Origin of the sequence: Enterobacter sp. JBIWA003, from assembly GCF_019968825.1 — a bacterium.
Lineage (GTDB): Bacteria > Pseudomonadota > Gammaproteobacteria > Enterobacterales > Enterobacteriaceae > Enterobacter > Enterobacter quasiroggenkampii.
The window spans coordinates 477,562-496,294 of the sequence record NZ_CP074170.1; the positions used below are offsets into that span (position 1 = coordinate 477,562).

20 protein-coding genes are annotated in these 18,733 nt (G+C 56.7%); 8 read left to right on the forward strand and 12 right to left on the reverse strand.

Annotated features, from left to right (window positions below; translation table 11 throughout):
• Positions 1-35: 35 nt before the first annotated feature.
• From iadA to KGP25_RS02280, 3 genes are read right to left on the reverse strand one after another with little or no spacing between them, the layout of a single operon-like run.
• Positions 36-1,199: a beta-aspartyl-peptidase gene (gene iadA, locus KGP25_RS02270; RefSeq protein WP_045909557.1), complete on the reverse strand. Its 1,164-nt coding sequence runs from the start codon at positions 1,197-1,199 to the stop codon at positions 36-38.
• Positions 1,200-1,209: 10 nt separating this feature from the next.
• Entirely contained in the window at positions 1,210-1,671 is a 462-nt protein-coding gene (locus tag KGP25_RS02275) for a YjiG family protein (protein WP_223539898.1), read from the reverse strand.
• Entirely contained in the window at positions 1,652-2,314 is a 663-nt protein-coding gene (locus KGP25_RS02280; RefSeq protein ID WP_045909555.1) for a nucleoside recognition domain-containing protein, read from the reverse strand. Before KGP25_RS02280 ends, KGP25_RS02275 begins: the two co-directional genes overlap by 20 nt.
• 231 nt (positions 2,315-2,545) lie before the next feature.
• Between KGP25_RS02280 and KGP25_RS02285 the strand changes: the two genes are divergently transcribed.
• Entirely contained in the window at positions 2,546-2,899 is a 354-nt protein-coding gene (locus tag KGP25_RS02285; RefSeq protein WP_045909554.1) for a DUF4156 domain-containing protein, read from the forward strand.
• Between the two features lie 65 nt (positions 2,900-2,964).
• Here KGP25_RS02285 and epmB read toward each other — a convergent pair whose 3' ends face one another.
• Positions 2,965-3,993, reverse strand: coding sequence for an EF-P beta-lysylation protein EpmB (gene epmB, locus KGP25_RS02290; protein ID WP_196347152.1), 1,029 nt, complete (start codon positions 3,991-3,993; stop codon positions 2,965-2,967).
• A 40-nt stretch (positions 3,994-4,033) separates the two neighbouring features.
• Between epmB and efp the strand changes: the two genes are divergently transcribed.
• From efp to ecnB, 3 genes are all read left to right on the forward strand, one after another.
• Positions 4,034-4,600 (forward strand): elongation factor P, encoded by a 567-nt coding sequence (gene efp / locus KGP25_RS02295; RefSeq protein WP_008502940.1) that lies wholly within the window; start codon positions 4,034-4,036, stop codon positions 4,598-4,600.
• Positions 4,601-4,657: 57 nt separating this feature from the next.
• Positions 4,658-4,789: an entericidin A/B family lipoprotein gene (locus KGP25_RS02300; RefSeq protein WP_024907352.1), complete on the forward strand. Its 132-nt coding sequence runs from the start codon at positions 4,658-4,660 to the stop codon at positions 4,787-4,789.
• A gap of 108 nt (positions 4,790-4,897) precedes the next feature.
• The gene (ecnB, locus tag KGP25_RS02305; protein WP_003025482.1) at positions 4,898-5,044 is read left to right on the forward strand and encodes a lipoprotein toxin entericidin B; all 147 of its coding nucleotides are present in this window, start codon (positions 4,898-4,900) and stop codon (positions 5,042-5,044) included.
• Between the two features lie 37 nt (positions 5,045-5,081).
• On the opposite strand, the gene KGP25_RS02310 is transcribed toward ecnB, so the two are convergent.
• Complete coding sequence (locus KGP25_RS02310) at positions 5,082-5,681, reverse strand: LuxR C-terminal-related transcriptional regulator (protein ID WP_223539899.1); 600 nt, start codon at positions 5,679-5,681, stop codon at positions 5,082-5,084.
• Positions 5,682-5,942: 261 nt separating this feature from the next.
• Here KGP25_RS02310 and sugE point away from each other — a divergent pair, with 261 nt between their 5' ends.
• A complete protein-coding gene (sugE, locus tag KGP25_RS02315; protein ID WP_008502938.1) occupies positions 5,943-6,260 on the forward strand; it encodes a quaternary ammonium compound efflux SMR transporter SugE in 318 nt (105 codons plus the stop codon).
• Here the strand turns inward: sugE and KGP25_RS02320 are convergent.
• Complete coding sequence (locus KGP25_RS02320; RefSeq protein WP_045909551.1) at positions 6,257-6,787, reverse strand: lipocalin family protein; 531 nt, start codon at positions 6,785-6,787, stop codon at positions 6,257-6,259. The genes sugE and KGP25_RS02320 overlap by 4 nt on opposite strands.
• 131 nt (positions 6,788-6,918) lie before the next feature.
• Entirely contained in the window at positions 6,919-8,064 is a 1,146-nt protein-coding gene (gene blaACT / locus KGP25_RS02325) for an ACT family cephalosporin-hydrolyzing class C beta-lactamase (protein ID WP_223539900.1), read from the reverse strand.
• 132 nt (positions 8,065-8,196) lie between these two features.
• Between blaACT and ampR the strand changes: the two genes are divergently transcribed.
• Positions 8,197-9,072: a LysR family transcriptional regulator AmpR gene (gene ampR, locus KGP25_RS02330; protein ID WP_223539901.1), complete on the forward strand. Its 876-nt coding sequence runs from the start codon at positions 8,197-8,199 to the stop codon at positions 9,070-9,072.
• 29 nt (positions 9,073-9,101) lie between these two features.
• Here ampR and frdD read toward each other — a convergent pair whose 3' ends face one another.
• The 4 genes from frdD to frdA are packed head-to-tail and all read right to left on the reverse strand — an operon-like array spanning position 9,102 to position 12,395.
• Positions 9,102-9,461 carry a fumarate reductase subunit FrdD gene (gene frdD / locus KGP25_RS02335; RefSeq protein WP_032662398.1) on the reverse strand — a complete coding sequence of 120 codons (360 nt, stop codon included), beginning with the start codon at positions 9,459-9,461 and terminating at the stop codon, positions 9,102-9,104.
• A gap of 10 nt (positions 9,462-9,471) precedes the next feature.
• Entirely contained in the window at positions 9,472-9,867 is a 396-nt protein-coding gene (gene frdC, locus KGP25_RS02340; RefSeq protein WP_008502933.1) for a fumarate reductase subunit FrdC, read from the reverse strand.
• A gap of 10 nt (positions 9,868-9,877) precedes the next feature.
• A complete protein-coding gene (locus KGP25_RS02345; protein WP_045909547.1) occupies positions 9,878-10,612 on the reverse strand; it encodes a succinate dehydrogenase/fumarate reductase iron-sulfur subunit in 735 nt (244 codons plus the stop codon).
• A complete protein-coding gene (gene frdA, locus KGP25_RS02350) occupies positions 10,605-12,395 on the reverse strand; it encodes a fumarate reductase (quinol) flavoprotein subunit (RefSeq protein WP_045909546.1) in 1,791 nt (596 codons plus the stop codon). The genes KGP25_RS02345 and frdA overlap by 8 nt, the downstream gene beginning before the upstream one ends.
• A 310-nt stretch (positions 12,396-12,705) precedes the next feature.
• Here frdA and epmA point away from each other — a divergent pair, with 310 nt between their 5' ends.
• Both epmA and yjeM read left to right on the forward strand, forming a co-directional pair.
• Positions 12,706-13,683 carry an elongation factor P--(R)-beta-lysine ligase gene (gene epmA / locus KGP25_RS02355; protein ID WP_045909545.1) on the forward strand — a complete coding sequence of 326 codons (978 nt, stop codon included), beginning with the start codon at positions 12,706-12,708 and terminating at the stop codon, positions 13,681-13,683.
• Between the two features lie 178 nt (positions 13,684-13,861).
• Positions 13,862-15,361, forward strand: coding sequence for a glutamate/gamma-aminobutyrate family transporter YjeM (gene yjeM / locus KGP25_RS02360; protein ID WP_045909544.1), 1,500 nt, complete (start codon positions 13,862-13,864; stop codon positions 15,359-15,361).
• A gap of 37 nt (positions 15,362-15,398) precedes the next feature.
• Here the strand turns inward: yjeM and mscM are convergent, their stop codons facing one another.
• The gene (mscM, locus tag KGP25_RS02365) at positions 15,399-18,722 is read right to left on the reverse strand and encodes a miniconductance mechanosensitive channel MscM (protein ID WP_045909543.1); all 3,324 of its coding nucleotides are present in this window, start codon (positions 18,720-18,722) and stop codon (positions 15,399-15,401) included.
• Between the last annotated feature and the right edge of the window lie 11 nt (positions 18,723-18,733).

Here is an 18,733-nt window from a genome sequence, read left to right on the forward strand (position 1 = left end):
CCCGGGCAGAAATGCCCGGGGTTTTTTATTGCGTGCTATTCGAAAGTCCCTTTGACGCATACAGCCCCTTCACGCACCATCTGGCGGCCTTTGGCCCAGACGTCGCGGATCTGCAGATCATCCGTCAGCACCAGGAAATCGGCATCGCATCCGGGCGCGATCCGGCCCTTATGTTCCAGACCGAGAAACGCCGCCACGTTTTGCGTAAACGGAAGAAGCGCCTCTTCCAGCGGCAACTGATGTCGGTTGACCAGCTGTTGCAGGGTTTCGAGCAGGGATTCGAACCCCGCTACGCCTATACCCACCAGATTGCCGCTCTCATCAAATTTCGGCTGGCTGCCGTTACCGTCAGAACTGAGCGTAAGCCGGTTAAACGGCACCTGCGCCTCGCGGGCCATCACGATGGCGCTGGCGGCGTCAATCGGTTCGCTGATGCTGGTCGTGATGTCGATATAGCCGCCTTCGCGGGCATAGTTCAGCGCGGCATGGAACAGCGCCTGGGCGCGGTTAACGTGGGTTGGCAGCAGTTTTACGCGGGGAACGTCGGCGTTATGCAGGATGCTTAATAGCGGCTCCAGCAGCTTTGGGCTGTTGCCGAGGTGAAACACGGATATGCCCGCTTTGGCACCCAACAGCCCACCTACGCGAGACTGGGCAGCCATACTGGCGAGCTGGTGGTCTGCTGGCGCGGAAGAACGATGGTCAGAGATTGCGCATTTCACGCCGATAATTTTGTCTATCAGCGCCACGTCTTTTTCGACACTGCCGGTGATTGTCGGTGAAGGCAGCCCGTACGCGCCCGTCAGCATCCATGCGCTGATCCCTTCATGTTCGAGCGCCCGCGTTTTTGCCAGCAGCGATTCAGGATGGCGGGTTACGCCGTCGGTGCCGAGCAGGCCAACAACGGAGGTGATGCCTGCGGCCACGAGTGCAGACAGGCGAACCTCTGGCGTGCGGGTGTGAGGGCCTGCCTCACCGCCGCCCCCGATCAAATGCACATGCTGGTCGATAAACCCCGGGCAAACCACCGCCCCGGCGAGATCGCTTTCCGGGCAGTCTGGCCTCGTTGTTCCCTGGCTCGCTTTTTCGATCGCCACGATTTTCCCCGCAGCGATCAGCAGATCGCAACGTCCTTTATCCTCCGGAGCGAAGAGATGCGCGTTGCGGAAAAGGTGGGGGGTCAGCACTGAAAAATCCATTTTTATCTCCTCAGAAGAGTAGCTGCATCACCCACATCGAGATCAGGGCATTAATGACGCAAAGAGTAATAATATGCGGATAATATTTCGGATTCACCCCGGCGGTCCCCAGGCAGCGGCCGGTGTTTTGCACCGGATTGCCCATCAGATAGATGGCGGGCAGCAGGATGGTGGCATCGTGGCCGTTGAGCGTGCCGGCGGCGACCAGGCTGGCGCAGACACCCACGCCGCCCCCCATACTCATCACCGAGGCCAGAAGAACCGTTGCCGCCGCGCCCGGAAGGCCCCACAGCGCCATAATCGGCTGACATAGTTTGCCGACAATATCCTGCAGGCCGGTGACCTTGAGCGCCTGAATGATGACAAACGCCATGACGACGTTCGGCAACAGGCTGGTGGTGGCGATGGTAAAGCCGCGGCGGGCACCATCAATAAACATATCCATGATATTTTTACGCGGCTGGGCGATCATGTTCTTCCTCCTGAAGACGATTTTCCATGTGGGCGATCCACAGGCGCAGGACGTTCGCGCCAACAAACTTAAACACCAGAATGACGGCCAGCGGCGTAATCACCGGGACGGTAATGAAGGTGAAGAGCGCGGCACCGGAAGAAAAATAGTTAGTAATGATGGCGCTACCGCTGGTCTGGAAGGTGGCGAAAATAGCGCGCTCCTGGTCCGTAATCGCGCCTTCATCGGTTAACTCTTTGGTCATCCCTGCCGCCGCATCGGTGTTTTGCAGGTTGGCAATCAGCGCCAGGGAGCAAACGCCCGGCACACCAAGCAGCGGACGTAAAACAGGCGTCATAAGCTGCTGCGCGGCACGCAGCCCGCCCAGACCTTCGGTGACGGCAATAATACCGAGCGATAAGATGACCGAGGGAGCCAGCTCAAGGGCAAACAGGAAACCGTCTTTCGCCCCCGTACCGCCCGTTCCGCGAAACGTCAGGGCGCCGTTAACCGGGCCAAAGCTGCCGTTTAAGACGGTAAAGTCCAGCACGCGCCACCAGTCGGTGCTTTTTGCGAAAAAACCGGAGAAAAAAACGATGGTCAGCACAAACGCCAGATAGCCCACCCATGTCACTCTTTCCTCACCTGAGGATGATGCACTCATGTAACCTCCTTTTCGTTGCGTACAAAAGTTGTACGTCGCATCACTAAAAACGATCGGAGAAGAAAACACGATATCCCAAAGGCCAATATCAGAATTCATTTAGGATATCAGGGACGGGATGACTGGAATCAGGCCCGCAGAATTGCTCAACGTTTTTCTTTTGGTCATCTTTTAGGTATAAGATTTACACACGGACAACTACTGTCCAGCTTATTGAAAACGAGGAATAACATGCGCGTAAAAGTCTGTGCAGGGATTGTAGGGGCAGCACTGCTGCTGGCGGGGTGTAGCTCCAGCAATGAGCTGTCGGCAGCGGGCCAGGGCGTTCGCTTTGTGGAAGATAAGCCTGGCACTGAATGCCAGCTGTTAGGCACGGCAACCGGTGAGCAAAGTAACTGGATGTCAGGGCAGCATGGCGAAGAAGGCGGCTCAATGCGCGGTGCGGCGAATGCCCTGCGTAATCAGGCTGCGGCAATGGGCGGCAACGTGATTTACGGCGTAAGCAGCCCAACGCAGAGTATGCTGTCCAGCTTCGTGCCGACCGCCAGCCAGATGACGGGCCAGGTTTATAAGTGCCCGAACTGATGTAATGTACTGATGGCGCTGCGCCCGGCCCTGTAGGGCAGGTAAGCGTAGCGCCACCTGCCTTTTTAGTGCTGCCGCAGCTGCAAATCCAGCGGCGTCTTGCTCGGCTCTCCGCCAATCTCACGTGCCAGCTTCGGCACCATATAGCCTGAAACCAGCGTTAACAGTTCGCGCATAATCTGCCGGGCTTCTTCATCCGTCACCATGAAATGCGCCGCGCCCTGAACGCGATCCAGCACGTGCAGGTAATACGGCATCACGCCTGCATCAAACAGGGCATTGCTCAGATCGGCCAGCACGCGGGCGCTGTCATTCACGCCGCGCAGCAGCACGCTCTGATTCAGCAGCGTCACGCCCGCTTTACGCAGTCGCGCCATCGCCGCGCAAAACGCATCGTCAATTTCGTTCGCGTGATTAATATGATTCACCAGCAGCACCTGCAGGCGGGACTGCTCCAGTCGTAACACCAGGCCGTCGGTGATCCGTGCCGGAATGACAATCGGTAAGCGGCTGTGAATGCGCAGGCGCTTAATGTGCGGGATGGCTTCAAGCTGAGTCAGCAGCCAGTCCAGCTCATGATCTTTCGCCATCAGCGGATCGCCGCCGGAAAAAATAATCTCATCCAGCTCCGGATGGGCGGCAATATAGTCCAGCGCGACCTGCCAGTTGCGTTTATTGCCCTGATTTTCGGCGTACGGGAAATGCCGGCGGAAGCAATAACGACAATTTACCGCACATCCGCCTTTGACCAGCAGCAGGGCGCGGTTGAGATACTTATGCAGTAAACCCGGCACCACGCTGTTCTGCTCTTCCAGCGGATCGGTGCTGTATCCCGGCGCAGTAATGAATTCATCCTGCGAAGTAAGCGTTTGTTTTAATAACGGATCGTCGGGGTTGCCTTTCTCCATCCGCGCCACAAACGCACGGGGAACGCGCAGGGCGAAAAGGCGCTTTGCCTCGCGACCTGCAAGCAACTCTGGGTGCTGATCGAGGTCTAAAAGACGCAGCAATTCATCAGGACTGGTGATTACATCGGCAAGTTGCGATAACCAATCTTCTCTGGACGGGGTGTTTAGGGTTACAATATGCGCCATTTTGTGGCTTAGCTACCAGTTAACAAATTTAGAGGGCCTTATGGCAACGTACTATAGCAACGATTTTCGTGCTGGTCTTAAAATCATGATGGACGGCGAACCGTACGCGGTTGAAGCCAGCGAATTCGTTAAACCAGGTAAAGGCCAGGCATTCGCACGCGTTAAGCTGCGCCGTCTGCTGACCGGTACCCGTGTTGAGAAAACCTTCAAGTCTACTGACTCTGCTGAAGGCGCTGATGTTGTTGATATGAACCTGACCTATCTGTACAACGATGGCGAGTTCTGGCATTTCATGAACAACTCCACTTTCGAACAGCTCTCTGCTGATGAGAAAGCGGTAGGTGACAGCGCTAAATGGCTGCTGGATCAGGCTGAGTGCATCGTGACCCTGTGGAACGGCCAGCCTATCGCGGTGACCCCACCAAACTTCGTAGAACTGGAAATCGTAGAAACCGATCCAGGTCTGAAGGGTGATACCGCAGGTACCGGCGGTAAGCCAGCCAAACTGTCTACCGGCGCAGTGGTGAAAGTGCCACTGTTCGTACAGACTGGCGAAGTGATCAAAGTGGATACTCGCTCCGGCGAATACGTGTCCCGCGTGAAGTAATTTACGTATGACTGAAGGCGCAGCGCCCGCTGCGCCTGATTTTTGCAGGCAGGGATGATGAAACGTACCGTTAAAATTCTGCTTCTGTTAGCGCTCTCCAGTGCATTACTTTCCGGCTGTAACACCACGCGTGGAATGGGACAAGATATCCAGGATCTGGGTCATATCATTTCTCACGCCGCCAGCTAAGTTCGTCTAATTTTCCTAAAAATGTGTCCTTTTCCGTCAACCGGCGGGATTTTGTCTATCCTTAAGTTGCTATACACAAAACAACTTTGGCTATAAAAGGAAGATATTATGGTTAAGAAGACAATTGCAGCGATCTTTTCAGTCCTGGTACTTTCTTCAGTGTTAACGGCCTGTAATACCACGCGTGGCGTCGGTCAGGATATTTCTGAAGGTGGTAGCGCAATCTCTGGTGCGGCAACAAAAGCTCAGCAGTAACGAATAAACGGTACGGGACCAGTCGGGTTTCGTACCGTCAGCTTTCTGATTCCTGCAGGGATAAGAACGGAGAAAAACGCGTATCCATATGTAATTTCATGCGGATATTGCGTTTATAGGTATAAACCGTTTTTCCATTGATACTCAGGTGAGCGGCAATTTTTTGATTGCTCGCGCCGTCCATCCACAATGTCAGCACCTTCTCTTCCTGGCGGGTCAGCAAGGGGGCCGCCGCCGTTGGTCTGTCAGCGCCTGCGCGCGAGCGTAATGCGTCGTTGATAACCGTCGCTACTTCTTTGAGACTGGCGTTTTTCAACAGTGACGACCACACCGGGAACTTTCCAAGCCAGTCGGTCATGCCGCTGTCCTCTCCCGACTGCAGCAAAATAAACGGTAAGCGTTCACTGGCGTTAAGCAGAGAAGAGAGCTGCTGAAAATGGTGAATATCCTGCCTGAAGCCGTACAGGTCAGCGATGATCAGCGCAGGTTTCCATTGCAGAATGTGTTCTCTGGCAAGAAACAGATTATTCAGCCCGGTCACAACGTAGTGTCCCGGGAACAAACCGGAATGATTGAGCCATGCTTCAAACCCCGCGCGGGTGAAGTGACAACGGTCAATCAAAAGAATTTTGAACATATTTTATTCGCAGTCGGCTAGTGGTTTGGCTTCCTGCCATCAGAAAGCACATCATCATAGAGAAGTCGGATGAGTGCTAAAAGCCGGAACTCCGCGCCATACTGCGGCTATTTCTTGCCTTAACGTGTTCAGCAAAAAATGATTGAAAAAAAATAGCACGCTAACCACAATAGGGGGCGTAATCTCTGCCTTACGGGACGACCCGTAAGCGTTTCTTTCACCGGGGACGGCCCCAACTTGCATTAAGTTAAGGAGCCTGACATGTCCTGGATCATTCTTTTTATTGCTGGCCTGCTCGAAGTGGTATGGGCGATTGGTCTCAAGTACACCCACGGATTTACCCGCCTGACCCCCAGCGTCATTACCGTTACCGCCATGATCGTCAGTATCGTTCTGTTATCCTGGGCGATGCGCTCTCTGCCTGTGGGAACGGCTTATGCCGTCTGGACGGGTATTGGCGCGGTGGGGGCTGCCATCACCGGCATTCTGCTGCTTGGCGAGTCAGCGAGTCTGGCGCGTATCGCCAGCCTCGCGTTGATTGTGGCCGGGATCGTTGGGCTTAAGCTCAGCACCCACTAATGGGGCTGTTTTACCCAGATAAGTTTTGACACATCAAACCCTTGCCGGGTCGCGACGTCCAGCATCTGCTGCTTCATTTCGGGTGAAAGAGTTGGCGTGCGGGAGAGTATCCACAGGTAGTCGCGATCCGGCCCGCAGACCAGCGCGTGACGGTACTCTCTGTCGAGCGCGATCACGTTATAGCCGCCATAAAACGGGCCAAAGAAAGAGACTTTGAGCGCGGCTCGCCGCGGGTCACCAGTGAAGTACGCTTTCCCAACCGACTGCTGCCACATCTCACGATCGGGATTATAGCCCCGGTTGATCACCTGAATACCGCCATCATCCATCGGACTGTAATTCGCAGTGACCTTCTCTAAGCCCTGCTCAAACCGATGGTCGAGGCGCGCGATTTCATACCATGTTCCAAGGAAGCGTTGTGCATCAAAAGGCGTGACGACGGTAACGCCAGGCGGTGGGGTAGGGGAACTGCAGGCAACCACTAAAAACGCGGCTGTCACCGCGGCGATAACAGGCAGAATGCGCATAGGAGTTTCCTTACTGTTTTTTGTTAAGTGTAGATGACAGCAGGAAAAATGCGGAAGAGTGTGCGGGGTATTTCGCCGCACACTGTGGATTTTATAGGCCGGGTAAGGCGAAGCTGCCACCCGGCAATGTTTTACTGCAGCGCGTCGAGGATACGGTATGCCGCCTCAACGCGTGCCGGGTTCGGATAGCTTTTATTCGCCAGCATCACAATGCCGAGCTGCTTTTCAGGAATAAATGCCACGTAGCTGCCAAATCCGCCGGTAGAGCCCGTTTTATGGACCCAGGAGGCCTTAACCGGTGGTGCCGGTGGATTCACTTCTCTTGCAGGCAACGGCGCCAGCGCCACCTTATTGTCGCTGCCCCCGACCACCGTTTGGGCGTCGACCGGCCAGTTCAGCATTTCCCAGCCCAATCCTTGATACATGGCTCCCACGCGCCAGTAGCGAGACTGTGCCAGGGCAATACCGTGCTTAAGTGGGGAATCCTGAAGGGAGTCCGGCATCATGTTGACCATCACCCAGCTTGCCATATCCTGCACGTTGGTTTTTACGCCATAGGCTTCCGCGTCCAGCATCCTTGGCGAAACGTGGACCGCTTTACCGTCACGGTATCCCCAGGCGTAATGCGCCTCTTCCGCTTTCGGGATGTTAATCCAGGTATGGTCCAGCTTGAGCGGCTTAAAGACCCGCGTCGTCATGGCCTGCTCATAGCTCATGCCGGAGGGTTTGACCGCCAGCGCGCCAAAAAGACCGATGCTGGTGTTAGCGTAAAGACGCGTGGTGCCCGGCTTCCACTTTGGCTGCCAGTTTTGATAAAAGCGCAGCAGGGAGGCGGTATCCGTGACCTCATCCGGCACCTGCAACGGCAGACCGCCTGCGGTATAGGTTGCCAGATCCAGCATGCGAATGCCCTGCCACTGCTTGCCCGTGAGCTCAGGCCAGTATTTGGTCACCGGATCGCCCAGCGCTATTTCACCGCGCGCAATCGCATCGCCACCCAATACGCCGGTGAAGGTTTTACTTATCGAACCCAGCTCGAACAAGGTTTGCGGGGTGACGGGTTTGTTCGCTGCAACATCAGCTTTACCGAAGGTAAAGTAGTGCGGCTGACCCTGATAAATCACCGCCACCGCCATACCCGGAATGGCCTGCGCGTTCATCAGCGGCGTAACGGTACGTTCCACCACCTCAGCCAGCTGTTTTTCGGACATCGGTGCGGCGAATGCAGCGCTGGCAACGCTGAGCAGCAGGGCACAGCTTAGGGTTTTTTTCATCATTAGTTATCTTCCGTAATAGCAGTTCAAGGGAGTGTCCGGGCCCGTCAGACCGCTGTAGTCTGTGAGATTTGACTGTGGCTGACAAACGGTTAAATTTAGCATTAGCTGTTAATTTTTCTAACGGACGAGACCATGACGCGCAGCTATCTTCCTCTTAATTCCCTGCGGGCGTTTGAAGCCGCCGCCAGGCACCTCAGTTTTACGCATGCCGCTATCGAGCTGAATGTCACCCATTCCGCGATTAGCCAGCACGTAAAGGCGCTGGAGCAGCACCTGAACTGCCAGCTGTTCGTCCGCGTTTCCCGTGGGCTGATGTTGACCACGGAAGGCGAGAATTTGCTGCCGGTACTGAATGACTCGTTCGACCGAATTGCCGGAATGCTGGATCGCTTTGCCAGCCAGCGCGCTCAGGAGAAGCTGAAAATTGGCGTGGTGGGTACCTTTGCTACGGGGATGTTATTCTCGCAGCTCGCTGACTTTCGTCGCTGCTATCCGCATATCGATCTTCAGCTGTCGACGCACAACAATCGCGTCGATCCGGCAGCCGAGGGGCTTGATTACGCCATTCGCTATGGCGGAGGGGCGTGGCACGGCACGGAAGCGACATTTCTCTGTTCTGCGCCGCTGGCACCTCTTTGCACCCCAGATATCGCTGCCGCGTTGCCTACTCCTGCCGATATCCTGAAGTTTACCCTGCTGCGTTCTTACCGGCGCGACGAGTGGACCGCCTGGATGCAGGCCGCGGGAGAACACCCGCCTTCACCGACGCACCGGGTGATGGTGTTTGATTCGTCCGTGACCATGCTGGAAGCTGCGCAGGCAGGCGCGGGCATAGCGATTGCCCCTGTCGATATGTTTACCCACCTGCTGAACAGTGAGCGCATTGTGCAACCCTTTGCGACGCAGATTGACCTTGGCAGCTACTGGCTCACGAGGCTGCAGTCACGCGCAGAAACGCCCGCAATGAGTGAGTTTGCCCAGTGGCTGGTGGGGAAGATGCAGAAATAAAAGGCCCGCCGGATGGCGGGCCAGAGGCGTCAGAGGGTGACCACCGCAATCAGCGTCACCACGGTCAGGATGGTCGCCAGACCGTAGAATACCCATTTCCCGCTCGGTACATGGATTTTCAGGTCATGCATCGCATGGTGAATACGGTGCAGGCCACACCACAGCGGCAGGACGATCATCAGGAAGATGAACACGCGGCCGATAAAGCTGCTCGCGAACGCCAGTACGCGCTCGTAGCTCAGCGCATCGCCCGGGAACAGCCCCAGCGGCAGCATAATGCCGACCAGCAGAATGATGACGGGGGCAATGATGGCACTCCACATGCCGCCTGCGCCAAAGAGGCCCCAGAAGACCGGCTCATCAGAACGTTTTGGATTTGGATTGATCACAATAGTCTCCTTACCAGAACAGTGCGACAAACAGAATGACCACGGTGACCAGAATCGTCACCGCCCAGAGCCCCTTAATTACCGGCTCTGGCCCCATTTTCTCGCCTTTTACAATGATGTTCGCCGCTTTTGGCGCCAGTTCAAACCAGGTTTTGGTATGCAGCAGCGCGGCCGCGAGCACGATCAGGTTCAGAATCACTATGATCGGGTTTTGCAGGAAACCGACGAAGCTGGCCCAGGTTTCCGGGCCATGCTTGAGGGCAAAAACGCCGTACATCAGCTCAAGGCTGAACCAGACCGCCGGTACCGCCGTGCCTTCACGCAGCATGTAGAAGCGATAAAACGGCAGGTTTTTCCACCAGGTGGACGGCACAGGCCGCACATAGGCTTTGCGTTTAGTCGTCATCATGCACTCCTTAGCGTGGTTTCAGGGTAGCGATAAGAAAGTCTTTCGAGCTTTCCACTTTACCCTGCTGAATAGCGGCGGCCGGGTCGACGTGCTTCGGACAGACTTCGGAGCAATAGCCCACAAAGGTACAGGTCCAGACGCCGTTCTGGCTGTTAAGCTGCGCCATACGTTCTTTTTTACCGTGATCGCGGCTGTCTTCGTTATAGCGGTGCGCCAGGGTAATGGCGGCCGGGCCGATGAACTCGGGGTTCAGGCCAAACTGTGGACAGGCAGCGTAGCAAAGACCGCAGTTGATGCAGCCGGAGAACTGATGGTATTTCGCCATCTGAGCCGGGGTCTGGGTGTTTGGCCCCTGATCCGGCGTGCGCGGGTTGCCGATGATGTAGGGCTTAATGGCTTCCAGGCTTTCGATAAAGTGGGTCATATCGACCACCAGATCGCGTTCAATCGGGAAGTTGCCCAGGGCTTCGACCTTGATGCCTTTGGTATAGTCACGCAGGAAGGTCTTACAGGCCAGCTTCGGCACCTTGTTGACCATCATGCCGCAGGAGCCGCAGATCGCCATGCGGCAGGACCAGCGGTAGCTCAGGTCTGGCGCCAGGTTGTCTTTGATATAGCCGAGCGCGTCCAGCAGGGAGGTTTGCTCGTCGTAAGGGACTTCATAGAAAGCACTGTGCGGTGCGGCATCCACTTCCGGGTTGTAGCGCACCACTTCAACTTTGAGTGTTTGCATCTCAGCCATTCGCCTTCTCCTTCTTCTCGGCGGCTTCTGCTTCTGCACCGTACACGCGTTTAGCCGGTGGCAGCGTGGTGATTTTCACGTCGCTGTAGTCCAGACGTGTGGTGCCATCCGCATCGCGCCAGGCGAGCGTGTGTTTCAGGAAGTTGACGTCGTCACGCTCAGTACAGCCTTCGTCCAGACGCTGGTGGGCACCACGCGACTCTTTACGCGCCAGCGCAGAGTGCGCCATACATTCCGCCACGTTCAGGCCGTGGCCCAGTTCGATGGTATAGAGCAGGTCGGTGTTGAAAACGCTGGAGGTATCGGTGATGCGCACGCGCTTGAAGCGCTCCTGCAGTTCCGCCAGCTTGTCGACGGTTTTTTGCATCAGCTCAGGGGTACGGTAGATACCGCAACCTTCTTCCATCGACAGGCCCATCTCGTCGCGGATCTTCGACCAGTTTTCGTTACCTTCCTGGTTCACCAGATCTTTCAGGCGTTTTTCAACGTCGGCGACCTGCGCATCCAGCGCGGCACCGTTGGCTTCGCCTGCGGTTGCCGCCCGCTCCATCGCGCGCTCGCCCGCCATGCGGCCAAAGACGACCAGCTCGGCCAGCGAGTTTGAGCCGAGACGGTTGGCGCCGTGCAGGCCCACGGAGGAACATTCACCGACGGCGAACAGACCCTTAATACGGGTTTCACACTGCTGATCGGTTTCGATCCCGCCCATGGTGTAGTGCGCCGTTGGGCGTACCGGAATCGGCTCTTTCACTGGATCGACGCCGACGTAGGCTTTCGCCAGCTCGCAGATGAACGGCAGACGTTCCAGCAGTTTTTTCTCGCCCAGATGGCGCAGGTCGAGATAGACCACATCGCCGCGCGGCGTGGAGATGGTGTTGCCTTTGCGCCACTCGTGCCAGAAAGCCTGAGAGACTTTGTCACGCGGGCCGAGCTCCATGTACTTGTTCTTCGGCTCGCCGAGCGGGGTTTCCGGACCCATGCCGTAATCCTGCAGGTAGCGGTAGCCGTTTTTGTTGACCAGAATACCGCCTTCACCACGGCAGCCTTCCGTCATCAGAATGCCGGATCCTGGCAGACCGGTTGGGTGATATTGCACGAATTCCATATCGCGCAGCGGCACGCCGTGGCTGAGCGCCATACCCATACCATCGCCGGTAACGATGCCGCCGTTGGTGTTATAACGATAAACGCGGCCCGCACCGCCCGTCGCCATCACCACCGCATTAGCGCGGATCTGGACGAGCGTGCCTTCCATCATATTCATCGCCACCAGGCCGCGCGCGTGTCCATCATCCACCAGAATGTCGAGGACGAAATGCTCATCGAAGCGCTGAATTTGTGGGAACTGAAGGGAGGTCTGGAACAGGGTGTGTAGCATGTGGAAGCCGGTCTTATCGGCAGCGAACCAGGTGCGTTCGATCTTCATGCCGCCGAAGCGGCGAACGTTGACGCTGCCGTCCGGACGGCGGCTCCACGGACAACCCCACTGCTCAAGCTGGGTCATCTCCGTTGGACAATGGTGCACAAAGTAGTCAACGACATCCTGTTCACAAAGCCAGTCGCCCCCTGCAACCGTGTCGTGGAAATGGTATTCAAAGCTGTCATGATCCTGCGCAACGGCGGCGGACCCTCCTTCTGCGGCCACCGTGTGGCTGCGCATTGGATAGACTTTTGAAATCAATGCGATTTTAGCGTTGGGATTAGCTTGCGCTGCAGCAATCGCAGCACGTAATCCAGCCCCGCCAGCGCCTATTACGGCAAGATCGGCCTGAAAAGTTTGCACGACATTCCTCCAGATTTTTGTTATTTCGCAACGCGACAAACTAAAGGTAGTTCACCCGTCCAAAAGGACGATTGCGAAAGCGTTTCCACTGCTCCTTTATGGGTAAAACAGTATAACCGTGTAGATGTCAGGGAAATTTGACGTGTTCGATTTTTTTGCTGTTCTGTCCGGCGATTTATCATTGAGATTGATGAATTGCATCACGCAATTGTTCACCTAAATGAAATGCGCTTTTTTACTGCGCAAAATTTGTCTCTGTCCCTGCTAACGAGTAGACTTCGTGCCCTTGTCTGAAATCGGAGAACAACTCATGAGCGAAACGGCCACCTGGGAGCCGAGCGCATCCATCCCTAATCTGTTAAAACGCGCTGCAATTATGACGGAGATTCGCCGTTTCTTTGCCGACCGCGGCGTCCTGGAGGTGGAAACCCCGTGCATGAGTCAGGCAACGGTAACGGATATTCATCTGGTCCCGTTTGAAACCCGTTTTGTTGGCCCCGGCCACTCTCAGGGCATGAATTTGTATCTGATGACCAGCCCGGAATACCACATGAAACGCCTGCTGGCGGCGGGGTGTGGTCCGGTCTATCAGCTGTGCCGCAGTTTCCGTAATGAAGAGATGGGGCGTCACCACAACCCGGAATTCACCATGCTGGAGTGGTACCGACCGCATTATGATATGTACCGCCTGATGAATGAGGTGGACGATCTGCTGCAGCAGGTCCTGGACTGCTCTGAAGCTGAAACGCTCTCTTATCAGCAGGCCTTCCAGCGCTATCTGGAAATCGATCCGCTGTCGGCGGACAAAACCCAGCTGCGCGAAGTGGCGGCAAAACTGGATCTGAGCAACGTGGCGGATACCGAAGAGGATCGCGACACGCTGCTGCAGCTGCTGTTCACCTTCGGCGTGGAACCGCAGATTGGCAAAGACCGTCCGACGTTTGTCTATCACTTCCCGGCAAGCCAGGCGTCACTGGCGCAGATCAGTACCGAAGACCATCGTGTCGCAGAGCGTTTTGAGGTCTATTACAAAGGTATTGAGCTGGCGAACGGCTTCCACGAACTGACCGACGCCCGCGAGCAGGCGCAGCGTTTCGAGCAGGATAACCGCAAGCGCGCCGCGCGCGGCCTGCCACAGCAGCCGATCGATACCAACCTGCTGGAAGCGTTAAAAGCGGGCCTGCCGGATTGCTCCGGCGTGGCGCTGGGCGTAGACCGTCTGGTGATGCTGGCGCTGGGCGCCGAGCAACTGGGCGATGTGATTGCCTTTACGGTCGATCGCGCTTAAAGAATTGCCGGGTGGCGCTGTCGCTTACCCGGCCTACTCGGTCACTTGGCCCTGCCACATTAAAAACTGCCCTATTATCACTATACGGGTGTTTTTCTTAATTTGGCCCTTATAGCCACAATATTAGTCTGGTCTTCTGCTACCATCCGCGCAGTTTAATTCCGCTTTGGATGGTTCTATGTCCCACTCACTCAAAAAGATGACCCTCACCGGGCTCATCCTGATGATATTTACCTCAGTGTTTGGCTTTGCAAACAGCCCCTCCGCGTTCTATCTGATGGGCTATAGCGCGACGCCGTTTTATATCGTTTCTGCTCTGTTCTTCTTTATCCCGTTTGCGCTGATGATGGCGGAGATGGGCTCGGCTTACCGGAAAGAAGAGGGCGGGATTTACTCATGGATGAATAACAGCGTCGGCCCGCGTTATGCCTTTATCGGTACGTTTATGTGGTTCTCATCCTACGTCGTCTGGATGGTCAGTACGGCCGCTAAAGTCTGGGTGCCGTTCTCGACGTTTGTTTTCGGCGCCGATAAAACCCAGGTCTGGTCGTTAGCCGGGCTGAGCTCCACGCAGGTCGTCGGGATTCTGGCGGTATGCTGGATGGTTGTCGTGACGCTGGTGGCGTCTAAAGGCATCAACAAAATTGCCCGGATTACTGCCGTTGGCGGGATTTCCGTGATGTGCCTGAACCTGGTGCTGCTGCTGGTGAGTATCGCTATCCTGTGCCTGAACGGTGGTCATTTTGCGCAGGAGGTGAACTTCGTTTCATCGCCTAATCCAGGTTACCAGTCCGGGCTGGCCATGCTCTCCTTCGTGGTGTTTGCTATCTTCGCTTACGGCGGCATTGAAGCCGTTGGCGGCCTGGTCGACAAGACCGAGAACCCGGAGAAAAACTTTGCCAAAGGCATTATTTTTGCCGCCATCGTGATTTCCATCGGCTATTCGCTGGCGATTTTCCTCTGGGGGGTCAGCACCAACTGGCAACAGGTGTTGAGCAACAGCACCACCAACCTCGGGAACATCACTTATGTGCTGATGAAAAGCCTGGGGATGACGCTGGGGCAGGCGATGAACCTGACGCCGGATGCGGCGGCAACGCTGGGCATTTGGTTTGCGCGTATTACCGGTCTGTCGATGTTCCTCGCCTATACCGGCGCATTCTTCACGCTGATCTATTCGCCGCTGAAAGCGATTATTCAGGGTACGCCGAAGGCGCTGTGGCCTGCGCGCATGACCCAGCTCAACACGACGGGGATGCCTGCTAACGCGATGTGGATGCAGTGCCTGCTGGTATGTGCGTTCATTCTGCTGGTGTCATTTGGCGGCGATACGGCGTCTGCGTTTTACAACAAGCTGACCCTGATGGCAAACGTGTCGATGACCCTGCCGTACCTGTTCCTGACCCTGGCGTTCCCGTTCTTTAAGGCGAAGCAGGACCTTGAACGTCCGTTTGTGATCTTCAAAACCCGCGCGGCAACGCTGCTGGCCACCACGGTGGTGCTGCTGGTGGTGGCGTTTGCCAACATCTTCACCATTATTCAGCCGGTGATTGAGGCGAACGACTGGAACAGCGCGCTGTGGATGGTGGGCGGCCCAATCTTCTTCTCGCTGTTAGCGATGGGGATTTATGAGAATTACCGTCGACGCGCGACGGCGTACATCGCAGAAGTGGCGTAGCGGGAATATTCCCCTCCCGAAAGGGAGGGGAGACGCGTTACAGACTGCCCGCCGGGCGCGTACGCGCCGCTGACGTCAGCGTTCTTCCCGTTTTACGCCCGTCCAGGCTTTCCAGACGCATCTGGAACGGTGGGAACGGCATATCAATACCGTGCTCGCGGAAGCCCGCCAGAATCAGCTGGTGGATCTCATGGCGCAGCGGCATACGGTGCCCCATTTCGGCGGCGTAGATACGCAGCTCGAAAATCTGAATCCCCTGCTGTAAATCCACAAGGAAAACTTCCGGCGCCGGGTTGTCGATCACCAGCGAGCAGCGCTCCGCGGCAGTGTAGAGGATCTGGGTGACCTCTTCGCTGTTAGCGTCCGACGGTGCCGGTACCGTCAGCACCACACGGGTAACGGAGTCTGACAGCGACCAGTTGATGAACTGCTCGGTAATAAACGCCTTGTTTGGCACGATGATCTCTTTCCGATCCCAGTCGCTGATCGTCGTCGCACGGGTGTTGATCTTCGTGATGCTGCCGGTCAGATCGCGGATCGTGACGGTATCGCCAATACGGATCGGTTTTTCGAACAGAATGATCAGACCAGAGATGAAGTTGGCGAAGATCTCCTGTAAACCAAAACCTAACCCGACGCCGAGCGCTGCGACGAGCCACTGGAGCTTCGACCACTCAATGCCGATCATCGAGAAGCCAACCAGTCCACCAAACAGCATGATTAGATACTTGGTAATGGTCGTGATCGCATAGCCCGTACCCGGCGTTAAATCCAGATGCTGCAGCAGCGCCAGCTCCAGCAGCGCCGGGAAGTTGCGCACCAGCTGGGTGGTGATGATCAGCACCAGAATGGCAATCAGCACTGCCCCTAGGGTGATCGGCTCCAGGCTTTCAACGCCCTGTACCGTGGAGGTCACATCCCACAGCGAGATGTTCTCCAGGAAGCCAAATGCGGAGTGGATCTCCGACCACAGGAAGATGACCGACAGGAGGGCAATCAGCATCAGGATGGAGCGAACCAGACGCAGGGACTGGGTACTGATGGCATCCAGATCCAGCTCGACCTCATCCGCCTCCGTCGTGCCTTCCGTACTGTTGACGTGGTTTGGCTCTTCCTCACCCCGCGCGCGCTGGGCGAGGATCTCCGCCCGGCGATGCTTGGCACGATCAAACGCCAGACGGCGGCGCTGAATCAGCATCCAGCGGCGGATCACGTGATACACCACCAGCAGCAGGAACCAGATGGCCACCGAGGTTTCCAGACGTGCCAACAGCGCCTGCGACGTCGCCAGGTAACCCACCGCGGCTGCCAGCATCGCAATCAACGGTGCGCTGAGCAGCAGGTTCCAGAGCAGCCGGTTGAACATGTTGTCGCCGCTGCCGGTTTTATCCAGATAGAGCGGAATACCCGCGCGTTTCAGGCTGAGCGTGACGATGGCCAGCGCTCCACATATCAGCATAAAGCAGAGGCGGCCCAGCGAGCCTGAGAATTCGCGGTCGTTGAGATTATCGAACATGATCAGCGCCATAATCAGCGGCACAATCAGCCCGATGCTCATCAGATAGTAACGCATGGCGCGCGCCACGCGATTACGCGGCCAGCCAAAGTGGGCGATAAACAGGCCATTGGGTCGCGCAAAGGTGGCGCAAATCATCACCACCCACAGCAGCGGTACCGTGGCGGTGACGCCATCGCCAATCGCTACCGCGAGCGGATAGGGCCAGGCTTCCCGCAGGCCATAGCCCAGCGTCATCCACAGCACCGGCAGCGGGGAGGCGACAAGAATCGACCAGAATACGGTGCGCAACGTCAGCCAGAAGTGATCCTGGGTAACCTTCCCCACCCGGGAGCTGGAACGCTCGAGGAAGCGGGTGAAATGTCTGCGCGAGTAAATGCTGAAGCCCACCAGAATCAACGCCCCCAGCAGCGGGAAAATGGTCTCTTTGCTGGTGAGCATCATCACGCTGGCCTGTCCCAGCTGGCTGAAGGTATCCAGCGAAATCAGGCGGCGCAGATCCTGGACAATCTCAATTGGCCACGAGAAGGTCATCGGACGCACGTCGGACGTCCAGAAGAGATAACGGTGCGTCGCCTCGTTCACCTCTTTCAGCGCATCTTCCAGCTGGCTGTTGGACACCTTTAGCTTGGTCAGCTCCAGAATCAGCGTATCCCCGCCCTGGAGCAGAGAGTTCAGCAGTTCACGCTGGGTACGCATCTGGGCTTCAAGAATGCGGTTTTGCTCGCTGGTCAGAGGCTGTCCGTCAGCTTGACGGATCTGGCGGATTTGCGGCTGTTTGTTGAGAAGATCTTCAAAATGCAGCCGCTGAACGCGCAGCTGGGCCATTTCGGTATCCAGCTGCTGCGGCTTGGGCATTTCCGGCAGCCGCGCGACCTGGGCGCGCAGCGCTTCGCCCAGCAGGTTTGACGATCCGAGCCACTGGGACTGCTCGCGCAGGGTGTTAAGCGCCTGGCGAACCTGAAGGGTTTGATTGGTGGCCTGACGCTGCTGCGAGGCCACCAGATCCATACGCTGCGCCTGTTGGTTCAGCGCGGCCGAAAGCTCACGGTTGACCTTAAACTGCTGGACGATGCCGGCAGGCAGGTTATCGCTGTTTTCTGCCAGCAGCTCGGTACTTTCCAGCGCGCGCTCCGCTTCACGCTGGCGCTGGCTGTTGAGCTGGTTGCGCAGGGCCTGAAGATACGCGTCCAGTTGCTCGCTCTGCTTCTGAGCGAGTTCTGAGCGCATCCGCGACAGCTCCTGGCGGTTATTGGCGGAAAGCTGCGCCAGCTCAAGCTCATCGACAAGGGCCTTCAGGCGAGCCGATTCTGCCTGCAGGCCCAGATTTTGGGCCTGTGCCTGCGGCGTGTTGCCGTTTTGCGTACCCACGCGGCGCTCAACTTCATTAAGCTGGCGACGGGCGTCGGTTTGCTGCTGCGGAAGCTGGCTGAGAGAGTCGGCAATTTCGCGCGCTCGCTCCTGCTCCTGCTGAGCAAGGCGGCTCTTTTCCAGAAGCTGGCTGCTGACCTGCAGGATCTCCTGGTTCAGTGCGTCGGAGGTCATCCCTGCGGGCACATCGCGCGGTTCGTCACGCAAATTATTGAGCTGCGCGCGCAGCGTCTGCGAGAGTTTGGGGAAGTTGTCGATAACCTGCTGATACTGCTGAGCGCGCTCAAGAGAGCCTTTCCGCTCCTCAAGCGCGTTCAGTGCGGACTGGAGCGACTCGACGGTCTCTGGCTGAGCGGGTTTGGCCGCTTTTGCCTGCTCCAGTTCCTGGGTTATCTGTTTGGCGTCGGGGGCTGTCGCTGCGTACGCCCCCATGCTGAGGCACCAGGCCATCAGTAGAACGATAATCGGGCGCACGTCAGCGATCC

Bases quoted from the DNA above. Each gene is read 5' to 3' on its own strand.
- KGP25_RS02285 (WP_045909554.1), top strand. From the start codon at position 2,546: ATGCGCGTAAAAGTCTGTGCAGGGATTGTAGGGGCAGCACTGCTGCTG.
- ecnB (WP_003025482.1), top strand. From the start codon at position 4,898: ATGGTTAAGAAGACAATTGCAGCGATCTTTTCAGTCCTGGTACTTTCT.
- frdC (WP_008502933.1), bottom strand. From the start codon at position 9,867: ATGACGACTAAACGCAAAGCCTATGTGCGGCCTGTGCCGTCCACCTGG.
- epmA (WP_045909545.1), top strand. From the start codon at position 12,706: ATGAGCGAAACGGCCACCTGGGAGCCGAGCGCATCCATCCCTAATCTG.
- ampR (WP_223539901.1), top strand. From the start codon at position 8,197: ATGACGCGCAGCTATCTTCCTCTTAATTCCCTGCGGGCGTTTGAAGCC.
- KGP25_RS02320 (WP_045909551.1), bottom strand. From the start codon at position 6,787: ATGCGCATTCTGCCTGTTATCGCCGCGGTGACAGCCGCGTTTTTAGTG.
- KGP25_RS02275 (WP_223539898.1), bottom strand. From the start codon at position 1,671: ATGATCGCCCAGCCGCGTAAAAATATCATGGATATGTTTATTGATGGT.
- blaACT (WP_223539900.1), bottom strand. From the start codon at position 8,064: ATGATGAAAAAAACCCTAAGCTGTGCCCTGCTGCTCAGCGTTGCCAGC.
- iadA (WP_045909557.1), bottom strand. From the start codon at position 1,199: ATGGATTTTTCAGTGCTGACCCCCCACCTTTTCCGCAACGCGCATCTC.
- KGP25_RS02300 (WP_024907352.1), top strand. From the start codon at position 4,658: ATGAAACGTACCGTTAAAATTCTGCTTCTGTTAGCGCTCTCCAGTGCA.
- efp (WP_008502940.1), top strand. From the start codon at position 4,034: ATGGCAACGTACTATAGCAACGATTTTCGTGCTGGTCTTAAAATCATG.
- KGP25_RS02345 (WP_045909547.1), bottom strand. From the start codon at position 10,612: ATGGCTGAGATGCAAACACTCAAAGTTGAAGTGGTGCGCTACAACCCG.
- yjeM (WP_045909544.1), top strand. From the start codon at position 13,862: ATGTCCCACTCACTCAAAAAGATGACCCTCACCGGGCTCATCCTGATG.
- KGP25_RS02280 (WP_045909555.1), bottom strand. From the start codon at position 2,314: ATGAGTGCATCATCCTCAGGTGAGGAAAGAGTGACATGGGTGGGCTAT.
- sugE (WP_008502938.1), top strand. From the start codon at position 5,943: ATGTCCTGGATCATTCTTTTTATTGCTGGCCTGCTCGAAGTGGTATGG.
- KGP25_RS02310 (WP_223539899.1), bottom strand. From the start codon at position 5,681: ATGTTCAAAATTCTTTTGATTGACCGTTGTCACTTCACCCGCGCGGGG.
- epmB (WP_196347152.1), bottom strand. From the start codon at position 3,993: ATGGCGCATATTGTAACCCTAAACACCCCGTCCAGAGAAGATTGGTTA.